This is a genomic window from Marinicauda algicola (genome assembly GCF_017161425.1).
GTDB lineage: Bacteria > Pseudomonadota > Alphaproteobacteria > Caulobacterales > Maricaulaceae > Marinicauda > Marinicauda algicola.
The window spans coordinates 1,387,623-1,403,014 of the sequence record NZ_CP071057.1 but is presented as its reverse complement, the minus strand read 5'-3'; the positions used below and the strand labels follow the sequence as shown (position 1 = coordinate 1,403,014).

The following is a 15,392-nucleotide window of genomic DNA, read 5'->3' as shown; positions in this document are numbered from 1 at the left end:
ACCCGGGTTGATCGAACAGGGATGCGAATCGCAAACGCAATACCGTCAGGCGACAGTCTAGCAATTTTGGACGAAGGCGCGCGTCCCGTCAGCCCCAGCCTTCCACATGGAAGATCTTGCGGTGCTCGCCGATGGCGAAGCGGTCGGTCATGCCCGCGATATAATCGCACACCGTGCGCGCCGTGCGCTGCCCGCTCGCGCCATCGGTCTCGCGCTGCAGCTCGGTGGGCAAGAGGCCGGGATCCTCGAGGAAGGCCCTGAAGAGATCGCGGATGATCCGCCTGCCCTTCTCCTTCATGCGCTTGACCTTGTAGTGCAGGTACATGTTCGCATAGAGGAAGCGGCGAAGCCCGGCGAGGCTCTCGGTCATGTCCTCGGAGAAGGAGACGACCGGCCCGCCCGCGTCACGCACCGCCTGCGCGCTGTCCATGCCCTTCAGGCGCGCGCGCGTCTCCTCCAGCACGTCGCCGACCATCAGCCCGATCATCTCGCGCACCGCCTCGTGGATGAGCACGTCCTGGTCGATCCCGGGATGACGCTCGCGGCAGCGCCGGAACACCTCGCCGACCAGGGGCACCTCCTCGAGCTGCTCCAGTGTCAGCAGGCCCGAGCGCAGGCCGTCGTCGATGTCGTGATTGTTGTAGGCGATGTCGTCGGACAGCGCCGCGATCTGCGCCTCGACGGAGGTCCAGCTGTCGAGCTCCAGCTCCTGCCAGCCCTCATAGGCCCGGATCGCCCAGGGCAGGGCCTTGCCGTCCGCGCCGGGCTCCATCAGGGGCCCGTTGTGCTTGACCACGCCCTCCAGCGTCTCCCAGGCGAGGTTCAGCCCGTCGAACTCGGGATAGCGCTTTTCCAGGTGGGTCACCACGCGCAGCGTCTGGGCGTTGTGGTCGAAGCCGCCATAGCCCTCCATCGCGCTTGCGAGCGCATCCTCGCCGGAATGGCCGAACGGGGGATGGCCGAGATCGTGGGCGAGCGCGGTCGCCTCGGCCAGGTCCTCGTCCACCTTCAGGGCGCGCGCGAGCGTGCGCGCGATCTGGGCGACCTCGAGGGAATGGGTCAGGCGCGTGCGGTAATAATCGCCCTCGTGGGCGACGAAGACCTGCGTCTTCTCCTTCAGGCGCCGGAAGGCGCTGCAATGGATGATGCGGTCGCGGTCGCGCTGGAAGGGGGTGCGCATCGCGCTCTCGGCCTGGGGATAGTGCCGGCCGCGGCTCTTCTGCGGGTCGCAGGCATAGGGGGCGAGAGAACGGGTCATGGGGTCTTCCCGGAAGGGGGCTTTCGCCGAAGCGGGCAAGCGTCCATATATCGAAGCGGTACCAGAACACAAACCGGAGCCGGACATGAGCACCGAGGTCGCGAGCGATGACATCCGCCTGTCGGCGAGCGCTGCGAAGCAGATCAACGCCATCATGGCGAAGGAGCAGGCGAAATACCTGCGCGTCTCCGTGGTCGGCGGGGGCTGCTCGGGCTTTTCCTACGTGTTCGACCTGGAGACCGAGGCCGGCGAGGACGATCTGAAGATCGAGCGCGACGGCGCCACCGTGCTCGTCGACGAGATGAGCGTGGAATTCCTCAAAGGAAGCGAGATCGACTATGTCGACGAGCTGATCGGCGCGGCCTTCAGGATCCACAATCCCAACGCGGTCGCCGCCTGCGGCTGCGGCACGAGTTTTTCTGTCTAGGTCATTATCGCCGGCGGGGGCCACATGCCGAACTCGATGAGCGTCAGCGAGGCGCTGAAATCGCGCATCTCGACGCGCGCCTTCCTGGATACGCCGGTGAGCGAAAAAGAGGTCCGCGACCTCCTCGAAAAGGCGCGCTGGGCGGCCTCGGGCGGCAATCTGCAGCCCTGGCGGGTCCATGTCGTGGCCGGCGACAAGCGCCAGGCGGTCATCGACGCGGTGAAGGAGAGCCTGCAGGCCGACCCCTTCGCCAACGAGAGCGAGTTCTCCGTCTATCCCGACAAGCTGTGGGAGCCCTATCGCTCGCGCCGCTTCCGGGTGGGCGAGGACATGTACGAGCTGCTCGGCATCCCGCGCGAGGACAAGCTCGCCCGGCTCGACCACCTGATGCGCAATTACGAGTTCTTCGGCGCGCCGGTCGGGCTGTTCTTCTCCATCGACGGGCGCATGGGCCCCGGCCAGTGGGCGCATCTGGGCATGTTCATGATGAGCCTCGCCCTCGCCGCGCAGGAGGCGGGCCTGGCCACCTGCATGCAGGAAGCCTGGACCCCGCGTGCGAAAACGGTTGCGAAGGTGCTCGGCGTGGAAGAGCCCTACATCGTCTATTGCGGCATGGCGCTCGGCCACGCCGACCCGGACGCGCCGGTCAACAGGCTCCGGTCCGAACGCGCGGACGTCGACGAATTCGCGACGTTCGAGGGGTTCTGAGGACCAGCCGGCCTGTGCCTCCACCAGCCGGTCATGGCCCGGTTTGACCGGGCCACCCATGTCGGTCCGGTGATGCGGGGCTACATCGTCCGAGGTTCAGGCATGGCTTGCCCGGTCCTCGCTTCGCTCGGCCGGAGAATGACAGTGTCAGGGGTGAAGCTTTCCCCCACTCGCTCCCCGCACCGCCCCGGTAGACGCAGCACCCGCCCGGCGCTATCACCCGGGCTTGTTTCCGGCCAGGGCTGTCCTTTCCATGCACGATATCCGCTTCATCCGCGAGAATCCCGAAGCCTTCGACGCCGCGATGCGCGCGCGCGGGCTGGAGGCTCAGTCCGCCCGGCTGATCGAGCTCGACAGGGCCAGGCGCGAGGCCACCACGGCCCGCCAGGAGCTGGAGACCGAGCGCAATGCCAAGTCCAGGCTGATCGGCCAGGCCAAGGCCAAAGGCGACGAGGCCGAGTTCGAGCGCCTGCGCGCGGAGGTCGAGGCCCTCAAGGCGAAAATGGAGGAAGCCGACGAGGCCGCCCGCAAGGGCGACGAACTTCTCGATCAGCATCTGGCCAGCCTGCCCAACATGCCCCACGAGGACGTGCCGGTCGGCGCCGACGAGAGCGCCAACGAGGAGGTGCGCGGCTGGGGCGAGCCCAAGGCGTACGATTTCGAGGTGAGGGACCATGTCGCGCTCGGCGAGGGGCTGAACGGGCTCGATTTCGAGAGCGCCGCGGCGATGTCGGGCGCGCGCTTTGCCGTGATGAGCGGGCCGGTCTCGCGCCTGCACCGCGCGCTCGCCGCCTTCATGCTGGACATCCACACGGCCGAGCACGGCTATCGCGAGGTCAGCCCGCCCTACATGGTGCGCGACGAGGCCCTGTTCGGGACGGGCCAGCTGCCTAAGTTCGCCGAGGATCTGTTCCGCGCCGACCACCACTGGCTGATCCCCACCGCCGAAGTGCCGCTGACGAACATCGTGCGCGACGCCATCCACGCCGAGGACAAATTCCCGCTGCGCATGACCGCGCACACGCCCTGCTTCCGCTCCGAAGCCGGCTCGGCCGGACGCGATACGCGCGGGCTCATCCGCATGCACCAGTTCGACAAGGTGGAGCTCGTCTCCATCGTGAAGCCGGAGGAGAGCGAGGACGAGCTCGAGCGCATGACGAACTGCGCGGAGGAGATCCTGCGCCGGCTCGAACTGCCCTACCGGGTGATGCTGCTCTCGACCGGGGACATGGGGTTCGCCGCGAGGAAGACCTACGATCTCGAGGTCTGGCTGCCGAGCCAGGATACCTACCGGGAAATCTCCTCCTGCTCGGACTGCGGCGATTTCCAGGCCCGGCGCATGAATGCGCGCTTCCGGCGCGAAGGCGAGAAGAAGCCGGAATTCCTTCACACGCTCAACGGTTCGGGCGTGGCCGTCGGGCGCGCGCTGGTCGCGGTTCTGGAAAACCACCAGCGCGCGGACGGCACGATCGCGATCCCGAAGGCCCTACAGCCCTATCTGGGCGGCGTCGAGGTGCTCACCGCGTCATGACCTCCTTCCTCGGCGACAATCCGCGCATCCTCATCACCAATGACGACGGCATCCGCGCGCCGGGGCTGAAGGTGCTCTGGGACATCGCGCGCTCGATCTCCGACGATGTCTGGGTGGTCGCCCCGGCCGAGGAGCAGTCGGGCATGAGCCGGGCGCTGACCCTGAACATGCCGCTGCGCATCCGCGAGACCGAGGAGCGCTGGTATGCGGTCACCGGCACGCCGTCCGACTGCGTGCTGATGGGTGTGCAGGACATCGTCACCGGCAGGGAGCCCGACCTCGTCCTCTCCGGCGTCAATCGCGGCCAGAACATCGCCGAGGACGTCACCGTCTCCGGCACGGTCGCCGGCGCGATGCAGGGGCTGACCCTCGGCATTCCCTCGATCGCGTTCTCCCAGGCCTACGGCTTCGAGGGGCGGGCCGCCATCAAGTGGCAGACCGCGCGGGCCTTCGGCCCGGTGGTGCTCAAGCGCCTGCTGGAGACGCGCTGGAGCGAGAACGTGATCATGAACGTGAACTTCCCCGACCGCGAGCCGGAGGACGTGCGCGAGATCGAGGTCACCGTCCAGGGCCGGCGCGACCAGCACAACCTGCATGCCGAGGCGCGCACCGATCTCCGCGGCCAGGCCTATTACTGGCTCGGCTTCCACGGCAAGCTCTCCGATCCCCCGCTCGGCACCGATCTTCGCGCCACCTACGAGGGCCGCATCTCGATCACGCCGCTGCACATGGACCTGACCCACCACGAGACCCGAGAGCGCCTGGCCGAGGCGATGAACGGGCGGGTCGAGCCGGAGAAGGGCGGCGCCTGATGGCCGAGCCGCACGATCCGCGCACCATCCAGCTCGTCATGGCGCTGAGGAAGGCGGGCATCACCGACAAGGCCGTGCTGGGCGCGATCGAGCGCACCCCGCGCGACCTGTTCGTCGCGCCGGGCTTTCTCGACCAGGCCTGGGAGAACCGGCCCCTGCCCATCGATTGCGGCCAGACCATTTCCCAGCCCTATGTCGTCGCGCTGATGACGCAGGCGCTCAAGGTCGACGACCGCTGCAAGGTGCTCGAGATCGGCACCGGCTCGGGCTACCAGGCCGCGATTCTCGCCCGGCTCGCCCGGCGGGTCTATACGATCGAGCGCTACCGCACCCTGCTGAAGGCGGCCGAGGCGCGCTTCGAGACGCTGCGCCTGACCAACATCGTCACGCGGATCGGGGACGGCTCGAAGGGCTGGCCCGAGCAGGCCCCGTTCGACCGCATCATGGTCACCGCCGCCGCGCCGGAGCGCCCCGAAGCGCTGCTCGAGCAGCTGAAGGATGGCGGCCTGTGCGTCGCCCCGGTGCAGAACGGGCCGGTCCAGACCCTGATGCGCTACGAGCGCCGCGGCGACGAGATCGCCGAGACCGCGCTCGGCGACGTGCGCTTCGTGCCGCTGGTCCCGGGCCCGGCCCGCGCGCTCTAGGCGCTCCCGCGGGCCTCGATGGAACGCTCCGGCATGCTGACGGTTAGTCCGGCATGGGCTATTCTGCCTGCGAGGCGGGCAGGGACCGCCTTTCAGCACCGGGAGAGATGCTCATGACCACGAAACTTGCCTGTCTGGCGGCGGCGGCGATCGCGGGTCTGGCGCTTGCCGCTTGCGAAACCCCCGGCAACCAGGCGATGGGCGATGCCGAAGACATCCTCGCCCAGTACAACCGCACCGGGGAAACCCGGGAGTGCATCAACGTGACCCAGATGGACGAGATCGAGCCGATCACCGAGCGGCTCTGGCTCTTCGTCATGCGCGACGGCACGGTCTACCTCAACGAGGTCAGCCAGGGGTGCTACGACGCGGAGACCAACTTCACCTACATCCAGTACGAGATCTCCGGTTCGCGCCTCTGCGACAACGACACGGTGAACGTGCTGGACACGGCCGGGGACCTGCCGCGCGGGTCCTGCGCGCTCGGCGATTACGAGCGCCTCGAGCCGGTCACGCAGTGATCCTCCCGCAGAAACGGAGCATTGTCATGAGAACCCTGACCTCGCCGATCCTGGCCGCGGCCGGCGCCTTCGCGCTCGCGGGCTGCCAGACCCCGGCCGGGACCGAGGCCCCGACCGAGGAGGCCATCGCACAGGCGCTGCCCGAGGGCTATCAGCGCACCGGCGAGACGGAGTCCTGCCTCAACACGACCCGCATCGACGAGATCGATGCGGTCACCGACCGGATCTGGATCGTGGAGACCGTGACCGGGGAACGCTACGTCAATGTCGTGAGCCCCGGCTGCAATCAGGCCGACAGCGCCTTCACCTACCTGTTCTACGACATCCCCACGACGCAGCTGTGCCGCGGGGAGATCATCCGGGTGATGCAGCAGACCACGGACATCCCGACCGGCTCCTGCGCCCTCGGCGCGTACGAGCGTCTCGCGCCGGCCGGCGAGTGAGCGGCTTAACTAACGCCTGATTAACGCTCAGGGGACACAATCGGGGCCGGTCGAACGCCTTCCGGTCATGAGGTCGCGCCCCGATGGGCCATCGCGCCAGAACCCTACGTGCGAGCGCCGCTGTGTCAGCGGCGCTCGTCGTGCTGGCCGGATGCGGCTCGGGCCCGGGCGGGCCGGCCGAGATCGACTACCGCATTTCCGGCGGGGCAGGCGCGGCCCAGGCCTGCGGCGCGCGCTACACCGTGCGCGACGGGGACACGCTCAACGCCATCGCCCGGCGCTGCGGGGTCTCCTATGTCGACCTCGCCGCGGAGAACGGCATCGGCGCCCCCTTCACCATCGCGCCCGGCCAGACGCTGCGCATCCCAGGCCCGGCGACCTATACCGTGCAGCGCGGTCAGAATCTCTACCGCATCGCGCTTGCCCACTCGATGAGCGTGGAGGATCTGGCCGCGCTCAACGGCCTCGCCCCGCCCTACACGATCTATCCCGGCCAGGAGCTGCGCGTGCGCGGCGAGCCGCGTGCGGTGGCGAGCGCGCCGGCCTACGAGGCGGCATCGCCGGACAGCCAGCTCCGGGTCGAGGAGGCCCCGCCGCGCTACACGCCGGCGGCCGCGTCGCCGCCTCCGCCGCCCCCGCCGGCCGCGGGCGCGCCGGACTTCGCCTGGCCGCTGCGCGGGGAGGTGATCTCGCGCTACGGTGCCCAGCCGGGCGGCGGGCGCAAGGACGGCTGGACCATCGCGGCCCGGCTCGGCGAACCGGTGCGCGCGGCCGCGCCCGGCGAGGTCGTCTATGCCGGCAACGAGCTGCAGGGCTATGGCGAACTCGTGCTCGTGCGCCATTCGGGAAACTGGGTCACGGCCTATGCGCACAACTCGCGCCTGCTCGTGGCCGTCGGCGACCAGGTGAGCCAGGGCACCCAGATCGCGGAAGCCGGGGCAACCGGCAATGCCGAACGCGTCCAGCTCTATTTCGAGATCCGGCGCGGCGTGACGCCGGTCGACCCGGCCAGCCACCTCGATTAGGCCGTTCCCCGGCGAAGCCGCGCTGATTCGACCGGCCGGGTCTTGTTGCAACGCGCCCGCGCGCCGATATAGTCCCGCGACTCGTTACAAACCCTCATATCGCCAAGGACCGTTTCCATGTTCTTCACTGACCATCTCATCCTTGCGGCGGCGGCCGGCGGCGGCGGTGCCAGCGCCTTCCTGATCCAGATCGCGCCGCTGATCCTGATCTTCGTCGTGTTCTACTTCCTGCTGATCCGCCCGCAGCAGCAGCGCATGAAGAAGCATCGCGAGATGATCGAGAACCTGCGCCGCGGCGACGAGGTCGTCACCGCCGGCGGCATGATCGGCAAGGTCACCCGCATCGCGGAGAACGAGGTCACCGTCGAACTCGCCGAGAATGTCCGCGTGAAGGTGGTCAAGCACACCATCTCCGAGGTCCGCTCGCGCACCGAGCCGTCGAAGGGCTCGAAATCCAAGGCGGCGGAAGAGGACGAGGAAGACAAGGCCTGAGGCCCGCTTCCGTCTTCCGCCCGTCCTAGCGTTCAAGGCTCGCCATGCTGTATTTCCCGCCCTGGAAGATCGCGCTCGTACTCGGCGTGATCGTGCTCGGTATCCTGTTCTCCGTGCCCAATTTCGTGCCCGAGTCGGTCCGCATGGAGCCGGCCCGTGCCGAAGGCGAGGCGCCCGAGCCCAAGGGCATCTGGACGATCCTGCCGCACAAGACGGTCAATCTCGGCCTCGACCTGCGCGGCGGCTCGCACATCGTCTTCGAAGTCGACATGGACGAGGTGCGCCAGGAGCGACTCGACAATCTCGCCGAGGATGCGCGCAATGCCCTGCGCCAGCTCGAGCCGCCCATCTTCACGCGCCCGGCCGTGGTCGCCGGCGAGGTGATCGTGCGCCTGCCCGGTGCCGAGGACATGGACCGGGCCCTGGAGGCGCTGCGCGCGCTCAACGAGCCGGTCACGACGGCGGGCGGCGGGCAGAGCCTGCAGCAGACGCTCGACATCGTGCGCGGCGAGGACGGCCAGACCCTCCGCCTGTCGATCACCGACGCTGCCTTCGAGGCGATCCGGCAGCGCACCGTGACCCAGTCGATCGAGGTCATCCGCCGGCGCATCGACGCGACCGGCACGACCGAGCCGACCATCGCGCGCCAGGGCGAGGACCGCGTTCTGGTGCAGGTGCCCGGCGAAAGCGATCCCCAGCGCATCATCGATCTGGTGGGCACCGCGGCGCGCCTGACCTTCCACATGGTCGAACCCAATGTCGACATCGGTCCGGGCGGGGAGGCGCGCACCCCGCCGGGTGTGATGGTGCTGCCCTATCCCGGCGCGGCCGAGTTCGGCGGCGTGCCCTATATCGCGGTCCAGCGCCGCGCGCTGATCACCGGCGACCAGCTGGTCAATGCCAGCCAGGGGTTCGGCCCGGAGGGGCAGGTCGTCGTGAACTTCCGCTTCAACACCTCAGGCGCGCGCATCTTCGCCGACGTGACCTCGCAGAATGTCGGCCAGCGCTTCGCCGTCGTGCTCGACGAGGAGGTGATCTCGGCGCCGCGGATCAACTCGCCGATCACCGGCGGGTCCGGCTTCATCGAGGGCGGCTTCACCGTCCAGACGGCCAACGACCTTGCCAACATGCTCAATGCCGGCGCGCTGCCGGCCTCCCTGACCCCGGTCGAGCTGCGCACCGTCGGCCCGGGCCTGGGACAGGACTCCATCGAGGCCGGACAGATCGCGGTGACGATCGGGTTTGCGCTCGTGATCGTCGTCATGCTGCTGGCCTACGGCCTGTTCGGCGTGTTCGCCACGATCGCCCTGCTGGCCAACGTCGTGCTGATCCTGGGCGCGCTGTCGGGCCTGCAGGCGACGCTCACCCTGCCGGGCATCGGCGGCATCATCCTGACCATCGGCATGGCGGTGGACGCCAACGTGCTGATCTTCGAGCGCATACGTGAGGAATACCAGGCCGGGCGCAGCGTGGTGAACGCCATCGAGTCCGGCTTCAACCGGGCCTTCGCGGCCATTCTGGACGCCAACGTGACGACCTTCATCGCCGCGGCGGTGCTCTACATGATGGGTGCCGGGCCGGTGCGCGGCTTCGCCGTGACGCTGGGGATCGGCATTCTGACCTCGGTCTTCACCGCCTACACCTTCTCGCGGCTCGTCATCTCGTTCTGGCTGCGGTTCCAGCGCCCGAAAACGCTCGCATTCTAGGAAGGACCGCTCCCATGAAGATCGCTCTCATACGGTTCTTTCCGGTCGAAACGAAGTTCAGGTTCATCCGGCTGCGCTTCGCGGCCTTCGCCATCTCGCTCGCCCTGATGATCGGCTCGATCGCGGCCTTCTTCGCGATCGGTCTGAATTTCGGGATCGACTTTCGTGGCGGCACGCTGATCGAGGTGCAGACCGAGGGCCCGGCCGATCTCGGTGCGATCCGCTCGACTCTCAACGGGCTGGGCCTTGCCGACATCAATGTCCAGGGGTTCGGCGGCGCGGACGAGGTGCTGATCACGGTCGGCACGATGGAGCCCGAGGCGGTGCGCGCGCTGCCCCCGCCCGCGGGCCGGGACGCCTGGCCGGAGGACCTCGATGCGGAAGCCGCCCAGCAGGGCGTGCGCGCCGTGGTCCAGGCCGAGCTGTCGCAGGCCTTCCCCGGCATCGAATACCGCCGCCTCGAGGTGGTCGGCCCGCAGGTCTCCGGCGAACTCGTCGAGAAGGGCGTGATGGCGGTTCTCGCCGCGCTGTTCCTGATGCTGGTCTATATCTGGTTCCGCTTCGAGTGGCAGTACTCGATCGGCGCCGTGCTCGCCCTGACCCACGACGTGGTCGCCACGATCGGCTTCTTCGCGGTCACGCAGATGGAGTTCAACCTCTCCACCATCGCGGCGATCCTGACCATCGTGGGCTATTCGATGAACGACACCGTCGTCGTCTACGACCGCATCCGCGAGGAATTGCGCAAGTACAAGACGATGCCGCTGCCCGAAGTCCTCGACAAGGCGATCAACCAGACGCTCTCGCGCACCTTCATGACCTCGGGCACGACGCTCGTCGCGCTCGTGGCGATGGCCACGATCGGCGGGGCCGCGCTGCAGGGCTTCGCCGTCGCGCTCATCTGGGGCATCCTGATCGGCACCTACTCCTCCGTCTTCGTCGGCGCGCCTCTGCTCATGCTGACCGGCGTCAAGCGCTCCAGCGAAGAAGACGAGGAGGCGTGATGGCCCGGCGCGAGCGGGCCCCCGACGCGCCGCTGCCGATCGACGCCTTCGGCGATGGCGGCTTTCGCATCGCGGGCAGGCGCCACGAGGGCTCGATCCTGCTCTTCGCCGGCGAGGTCCATCCCTGGCCGCGCGGCGACGCGGCGGGGCCGAAGGACGTCGCGGCGGCCGATCTCTCGCTCTTCCTGGACGCTGCCGACAGGCCGGACGTGCTGGTGCTCGGCGTCGGACCGGCCATGCGCCATCCCGCGACCGAGCTGAGGAAGGCCCTGCGCGAGGCCGGCATCGGCCTAGAGGTCGCCGACACCCCCGCCGCCTGCCGCCTCTACAATCTCATCGCCGGGGAATCCCGTCGTGTCGGGGCGGCGCTGATGGCGGTGTGAGGGGCTACCCCTCCACGCCCTCTTCCACCGCCTGCGCCGCGAGCGTCCGGAACACCGCGCGCGCGCCGATCGTCTCCGACGTCGTGGGGCCCGGCTCTTCCTGGGCCATGACGACGCCGGCAAGGCCGGTGGCGGGGCTCACGAAGAAATCGGTGTCGAAATAGCCGCCCCAGCCGAAATCGCCGGCGCGGGCGCTCCCTTCGGGCGCATCGGCGACGTAGACGCCCAGACCGTAGCCATAGGCGAGATTGCGCGCGCGCATCGCCTCGGGCATGCGGTCGAGGCCGACATGGGCGGTGACCATGTCCGCCACCGTCTCGGCCTCGAGCAGTCGCACCCCGTCCAGTTCGCCGCCATTGGCGAGCATCATGGCGAAGCGGATATAGTCGTTCGCCGTGGAGAACAGGCCCGCGCCGCCCGCCTCGATGTCGGTATAGCGGATGAGATCGTTCTCGACCGGCACCGCGACGAGCGCCCCGTCCTCGCCGTGGGTGTAGAGCGTGGCCAGGCGCGCCTCGAGCTCGGGGGTGAGGAAGAAGCTCGTGTCCTCCATGCCCAACGGGGTGAAGATGCGTGCATCCATGAAGGCTTCCAGGCGCTGGCCGGAGGCCACCTCCACGACGCGTCCGAGCACGTCGTTGGCGTAGGAATAGAACCAGCGCTCGCCCGGCTGGAAGTAGAGCGGCAGGCCGGCGAGGGTTTCCATGCGCTCGTCCATCGTGCCCTCCATCTCGTAGATGTTGTGGCCGAGATAGAGTGCGCCGAGATTGGTCTCGTAGTCGAAGATGTAGCCGATCCCGGAGGTGTGGGTGAGCAGGTCGCGGATCGTGATCGGCCGTGCCAGGGGCTCTGTCGGGATCTCGTAGGCCTCGTCGCGGGTGAGCGAGGTCGCCACGCGCGCCTCGGCAAAGGCGGGAATGTAGTCGGACACGGGATCGTCCAGCGCGATCGTCCCGTCCTGTACCAGCATCATGATCGCGACCGCCGTCACCGGCTTGGTCATCGAGGCGACGCGCACCACGGTGTCGGCGGTCATTTCCCGCCCGGCCGCGATATCGGCATGGCCGGCCTCGGAGACATGCACGACCTCGCCGTCGCGCGCCAGGATCGCCACGAAGCCGGAGCGCTCCTGTGCCGCGGCCAGGGCCTCGAGGCGCGCATCCAGGGCGGCGAGGGCGTCCGCGTCGAGGCTGCGCTCGGGCGCCGCCGGCGTGACCGCCGCCTGCGCCGGCACGGGCGCCTGTCTCTCCGGCTCGCGCGGCCCGCAGGCCGACAGGGTGATGGCCGAGGCGAGCGCGAGCACGAGCCAGGAACGGTGCAGCATGGACAATCCCCCAGACGGAAACGGCCGCGACAGGTTTGCCGCGGCCGCCCGGTAAATCAACGAAGAAGACGCACGTCAGCGCGCTTTCTTCAGGTTTTCGTTCGCGAACTCCCAGTTCACCAGGTGCTCCAGGAAGGCGCCGATATAGTCCGGGCGCCGGTTCTGGTAGTCGAGATAATAGGCGTGCTCCCACACGTCCATGGTCAGGAGCGGGGTGCCGCCATCGGCGGTCTGCAGCGGGTTTTCCGCATTCGGCGTCTTGGTGACTTCCAGCTTGCCGTTCTTGGCCACCAGCCAGGCCCAGCCCGAGCCGAACTGGCCGACGCCGGCCGTCTTGAACTGCTCGACGAACGTGTCGTAGGACCCGAAGGTGCTGTCGATCGCGCTCGCGATCTCGCCGGAGGGCTTGCCGCCGCCGTTCGGGGTCATCGAGTGCCAGTAGAAGGTATGGTTCCAGATCTGGGCGGCGTTGTTGAACACGCCCATATTCTTCGACGCCCAGGACTTGCGGATCACGTCGACGAGGTCCTGGCCTTCCATGTCGGTGCCTTTGACCGCGTCATTCGCCTTGTCGACATAGGCCTTGTGGTGCTTTCCGTGGTGGAATTCCAGCGTGTCCGAGGAAATGTGAGGCGCGAGGGCGTCCTTGGAATAGGGCAGGTCGGGCAGGGAAAAGGCCATGGTGAAAACTCTCCTTGGTCGACGGGTGTGAAAGACCAACGCGCAACGGTGCCATTGGGTTGGCCTTTGGTAATTCGAACTTCATATGGGTCCGCGCGCCCTCGTGTCCACCGCGGAAGTTTCAAATCGTGACCGATTTCGACGCCCTCCTCGCCAGCACCGATCCCGACCGGCGCCTGGCCGCCCTGTTCGCGCCGCCGCAGGTGCGCGGCCGGCTGTTCGCGCTCTACGCCTTCTACCAGGAGATCGCGCGCATACCCGACGCGGTGAGCGAGCCGATGATCGGGGAGATGCGCCTTCAGTGGGCGCGCGAGGCGGTCGAGGATCTCTACGCCGACCCGCCCCGGGTGCGCCGCCACGACATCTACGAGGCGCTCTCCGAACTCCGGCACGCCCCCGGCGCGCCGGACAAGGCGACGCTGCTGGAGATCGTCGAGGCCAGGAGCGCCGATCTCGGTGCCGGCCCGTTCCCGACCCGGCAGGACCGGCTCGATTATGTCGACCGCACTGCCGTCGCGGTGATGCGCGCCGCAGTCGGCCTGGCAAAACCCGATATCGACCTCACCGGAGAAGCCGGCGCGGCCGTCCACGCCGCCGGACGGCTGTGGGGCTTTGCCGGTCTCGTGCGCGCTCTGCCCCGCCTCGCGAGCGCCGGCCGGCCGCCGTTCGCCGCCGAGGAGATGGCGGCCCACGGCCTGACCGAGGCCGAGCTGCAGCGCGGGCGCAAGGCGGCCGCGGTCAGGGACGCCATGAAGGGCCTGTTCGAGGAGGCGAGAAGCCACGCCGCCATGCTGAAGCGCACGCGCGCCGCCCTGCCGGCGGAGGTCTTCCCCGCCGTCGGCTATGCCGGCCTCGCCCGCGGATACCTGCGCGAGGCGAAGGCCGCGAAGGACCCCTACCGCGAAACGATCGACCGCCCCCTCTTCACCCGCCAGTGGCGCCTGGTTTGGGGCAGTCTCACCGGGCGGGTGTAGCTACTCCGCCGCCTGCGCCTTCAACCCGAGCCAGGCATCCACATCGTTCAGCGCCCGCGCACTCTGGGCGCGCTTCTTGGCGTCGGACTTCGCCTTGCCGCGCAGGCGTTCCCCGTTGGGGCCCCGCGCCGGGCCCTCGATATCGGGAAACAGGCCGAAGTTGACGTTCATCGGCTGGAAGGCGCCCTTCTTGCCGGGCACGTGGCCGGTGGTGATGTGGGTCAGCAGCGATCCGAGCGCCGTCGTCGCCGGGGGCGGGGTGACGTCCCGGCCGAGCCTCTCGGCGGCCGCGAAGCGTCCCGCGAGCAGGCCCATTGCCGCGCTTTCCACATAGCCCTCCACGCCCGTGATCTGGCCGGCGAAGCGAAGGCTCGGCCGCGCCTTCAGGCGCATGACGCCGTCCAGGAGCTTCGGCGAATTCAGGAAGGTGTTCCTGTGAATGCCGCCCAGGCGCGCGAAGCTCGCATTCTCCAGCCCCGGGATCATGCGGAAGATGTCGGTCTGGGCGCCGTATTTCAGCTTGGTCTGGAAACCGACCATGTTGAACAGCGTGCCCAGCGCATTGTCCTGCCTGAGCTGGACGACCGCATAGGGCTTGGTCTGGGGATCGTGCGCATTGGTCAGCCCGCGCGGCTTCATCGGGCCGTGGCGCAGCGTCTCCACGCCGCGTTCGGCCATCACCTCGATCGGCAGGCAGGCCTCGAAATAGGGCGTGTCCTTCTCCCAGTCCTTGAACTCGGTCTGGGGCGCGGCGAGCAGGGCCTCCACGAAGGCGTGGTACTGCTCGCGGTTCATCGGGCAGTTGATATAGGCCGCCCGGTCCTCCTCGGTGTCGCCCTTGTCGTAGCGCGACTGCTTCCAGGCAATGTCCATGTCTATCGTCTCGGCATAGACGATCGGCGCGATCGCGTCGAAGAAGGCGAGCTCGCCCTCTCCGGTGAGATCGTGCACGGCCTTGGCCAGCGCCGGGGAGGTGAGGGGGCCGGTCGCGATGATCACGCTGTCCCACTCTTGCGGGGGCAGGCCGGCGATCTCCTCGCGGCGGATCTCGATATTGGGATGGGCTTCCAGCTTCTGCGTCACCGCGCGCGAGAACGCCTCGCGGTCGACCGCCAGCGCGCCGCCGGCGGGCACCTGGTGGGCATCGCCCATCGCCATGATCAGCGAGTTCGCCCGGCGCATCTCCTCGTGCAGGAGGCCGACCGCATTGGTCGCCGCGTCGTCGGAGCGGAAGCTGTTCGAGCACACGAGCTCTGCAAGGCCATCGGTCTGATGCGCCTCGGTCTTCCGCACGGGCCGCATCTCGTGCAGCACGACCTTCGCCCCGGCCTCTGCCGCCTGCCAGGCCGCTTCCGACCCGGCCATGCCGCCGCCGACGATGTGTATGGGTGTATGTGTCATGGGTGGGGATATAGGGGTTTTCGCGCGACGGCTCAAAGGCTCTTCCGGTTCGGGGCGC

Annotated in this window: 17 protein-coding genes; 13 read left to right on the top strand and 4 right to left on the bottom strand. The window is 68.5% G+C overall.

The genetic code is table 11. From position 1 onward, the window contains the following. Positions 1 to 88: 88 nt before the first annotated feature. Positions 89 to 1,258, bottom strand: coding sequence for a deoxyguanosinetriphosphate triphosphohydrolase (locus JW792_RS06995; RefSeq protein ID WP_135996411.1), 1,170 nt, complete (start codon positions 1,256 to 1,258; stop codon positions 89 to 91). Between the two features lie 85 nt (positions 1,259 to 1,343). Here JW792_RS06995 and erpA point away from each other — a divergent pair, with 85 nt between their 5' ends. The 12 genes from erpA (at position 1,344) to JW792_RS06935 (ending at position 10,954) form a co-directional block, all read left to right on the top strand. Then, positions 1,344 to 1,685, top strand: a complete 342-nt coding sequence (gene erpA / locus JW792_RS06990) for an iron-sulfur cluster insertion protein ErpA (protein ID WP_135996412.1) — start codon at positions 1,344 to 1,346, stop codon at positions 1,683 to 1,685. Between the two features lie 24 nt (positions 1,686 to 1,709). Further along, positions 1,710 to 2,393, top strand: a complete 684-nt coding sequence (locus JW792_RS06985) for a nitroreductase (protein ID WP_206340928.1) — start codon at positions 1,710 to 1,712, stop codon at positions 2,391 to 2,393. A gap of 253 nt (positions 2,394 to 2,646) precedes the next feature. Then, positions 2,647 to 3,924, top strand: coding sequence for a serine--tRNA ligase (gene serS, locus JW792_RS06980; protein WP_135996413.1), 1,278 nt, complete (start codon positions 2,647 to 2,649; stop codon positions 3,922 to 3,924). Beyond that, positions 3,921 to 4,736 carry a 5'/3'-nucleotidase SurE gene (surE, locus tag JW792_RS06975; RefSeq protein WP_135996414.1) on the top strand — a complete coding sequence of 272 codons (816 nt, stop codon included), beginning with the start codon at positions 3,921 to 3,923 and terminating at the stop codon, positions 4,734 to 4,736. The genes serS and surE overlap by 4 nt, the downstream gene beginning before the upstream one ends. Further along, complete coding sequence (locus JW792_RS06970; RefSeq protein WP_135996415.1) at positions 4,736 to 5,380, top strand: protein-L-isoaspartate(D-aspartate) O-methyltransferase; 645 nt, start codon at positions 4,736 to 4,738, stop codon at positions 5,378 to 5,380. The genes surE and JW792_RS06970 overlap by 1 nt, the downstream gene beginning before the upstream one ends. A 113-nt stretch (positions 5,381 to 5,493) precedes the next feature. Continuing rightward, complete coding sequence (locus JW792_RS06965) at positions 5,494 to 5,901, top strand: hypothetical protein (RefSeq protein WP_135996416.1); 408 nt, start codon at positions 5,494 to 5,496, stop codon at positions 5,899 to 5,901. A 26-nt stretch (positions 5,902 to 5,927) separates the two neighbouring features. Next, positions 5,928 to 6,344 carry a hypothetical protein gene (locus tag JW792_RS06960; RefSeq protein WP_135996417.1) on the top strand — a complete coding sequence of 139 codons (417 nt, stop codon included), beginning with the start codon at positions 5,928 to 5,930 and terminating at the stop codon, positions 6,342 to 6,344. Between the two features lie 122 nt (positions 6,345 to 6,466). After that, positions 6,467 to 7,369 carry a M23 family metallopeptidase gene (locus JW792_RS06955; protein WP_158291624.1) on the top strand — a complete coding sequence of 301 codons (903 nt, stop codon included), beginning with the start codon at positions 6,467 to 6,469 and terminating at the stop codon, positions 7,367 to 7,369. A 117-nt stretch (positions 7,370 to 7,486) separates the two neighbouring features. Then, positions 7,487 to 7,861: a preprotein translocase subunit YajC gene (yajC, locus tag JW792_RS06950; protein WP_135996419.1), complete on the top strand. Its 375-nt coding sequence runs from the start codon at positions 7,487 to 7,489 to the stop codon at positions 7,859 to 7,861. Positions 7,862 to 7,905: 44 nt separating this feature from the next. Further along, a complete protein-coding gene (gene secD / locus JW792_RS06945) occupies positions 7,906 to 9,567 on the top strand; it encodes a protein translocase subunit SecD (RefSeq protein ID WP_135996420.1) in 1,662 nt (553 codons plus the stop codon). Between the two features lie 14 nt (positions 9,568 to 9,581). Next, entirely contained in the window at positions 9,582 to 10,571 is a 990-nt protein-coding gene (secF, locus tag JW792_RS06940) for a protein translocase subunit SecF (protein WP_135996421.1), read from the top strand. After that, entirely contained in the window at positions 10,571 to 10,954 is a 384-nt protein-coding gene (locus JW792_RS06935) for an Mth938-like domain-containing protein (RefSeq protein ID WP_135996422.1), read from the top strand. Before secF ends, JW792_RS06935 begins: the two co-directional genes overlap by 1 nt. Positions 10,955 to 10,958: 4 nt before the next feature. On the opposite strand, the gene JW792_RS06930 is transcribed toward JW792_RS06935, so the two are convergent. Both JW792_RS06930 and JW792_RS06925 read right to left on the bottom strand, forming a co-directional pair. Continuing rightward, a complete protein-coding gene (locus JW792_RS06930) occupies positions 10,959 to 12,278 on the bottom strand; it encodes a serine hydrolase domain-containing protein (protein ID WP_135996423.1) in 1,320 nt (439 codons plus the stop codon). 75 nt (positions 12,279 to 12,353) lie between these two features. Further along, positions 12,354 to 12,959 (bottom strand): superoxide dismutase, encoded by a 606-nt coding sequence (locus tag JW792_RS06925; protein WP_135996424.1) that lies wholly within the window; start codon positions 12,957 to 12,959, stop codon positions 12,354 to 12,356. A gap of 128 nt (positions 12,960 to 13,087) precedes the next feature. Here JW792_RS06925 and JW792_RS06920 point away from each other — a divergent pair, with 128 nt between their 5' ends. Continuing rightward, positions 13,088 to 13,933, top strand: coding sequence for a squalene/phytoene synthase family protein (locus JW792_RS06920; RefSeq protein WP_135996425.1), 846 nt, complete (start codon positions 13,088 to 13,090; stop codon positions 13,931 to 13,933). Here JW792_RS06920 and trmFO read toward each other — a convergent pair whose 3' ends face one another. Next, positions 13,934 to 15,334, bottom strand: a complete 1,401-nt coding sequence (gene trmFO / locus JW792_RS06915) for a methylenetetrahydrofolate--tRNA-(uracil(54)-C(5))-methyltransferase (FADH(2)-oxidizing) TrmFO (RefSeq protein WP_135996426.1) — start codon at positions 15,332 to 15,334, stop codon at positions 13,934 to 13,936. Between the last annotated feature and the right edge of the window lie 58 nt (positions 15,335 to 15,392).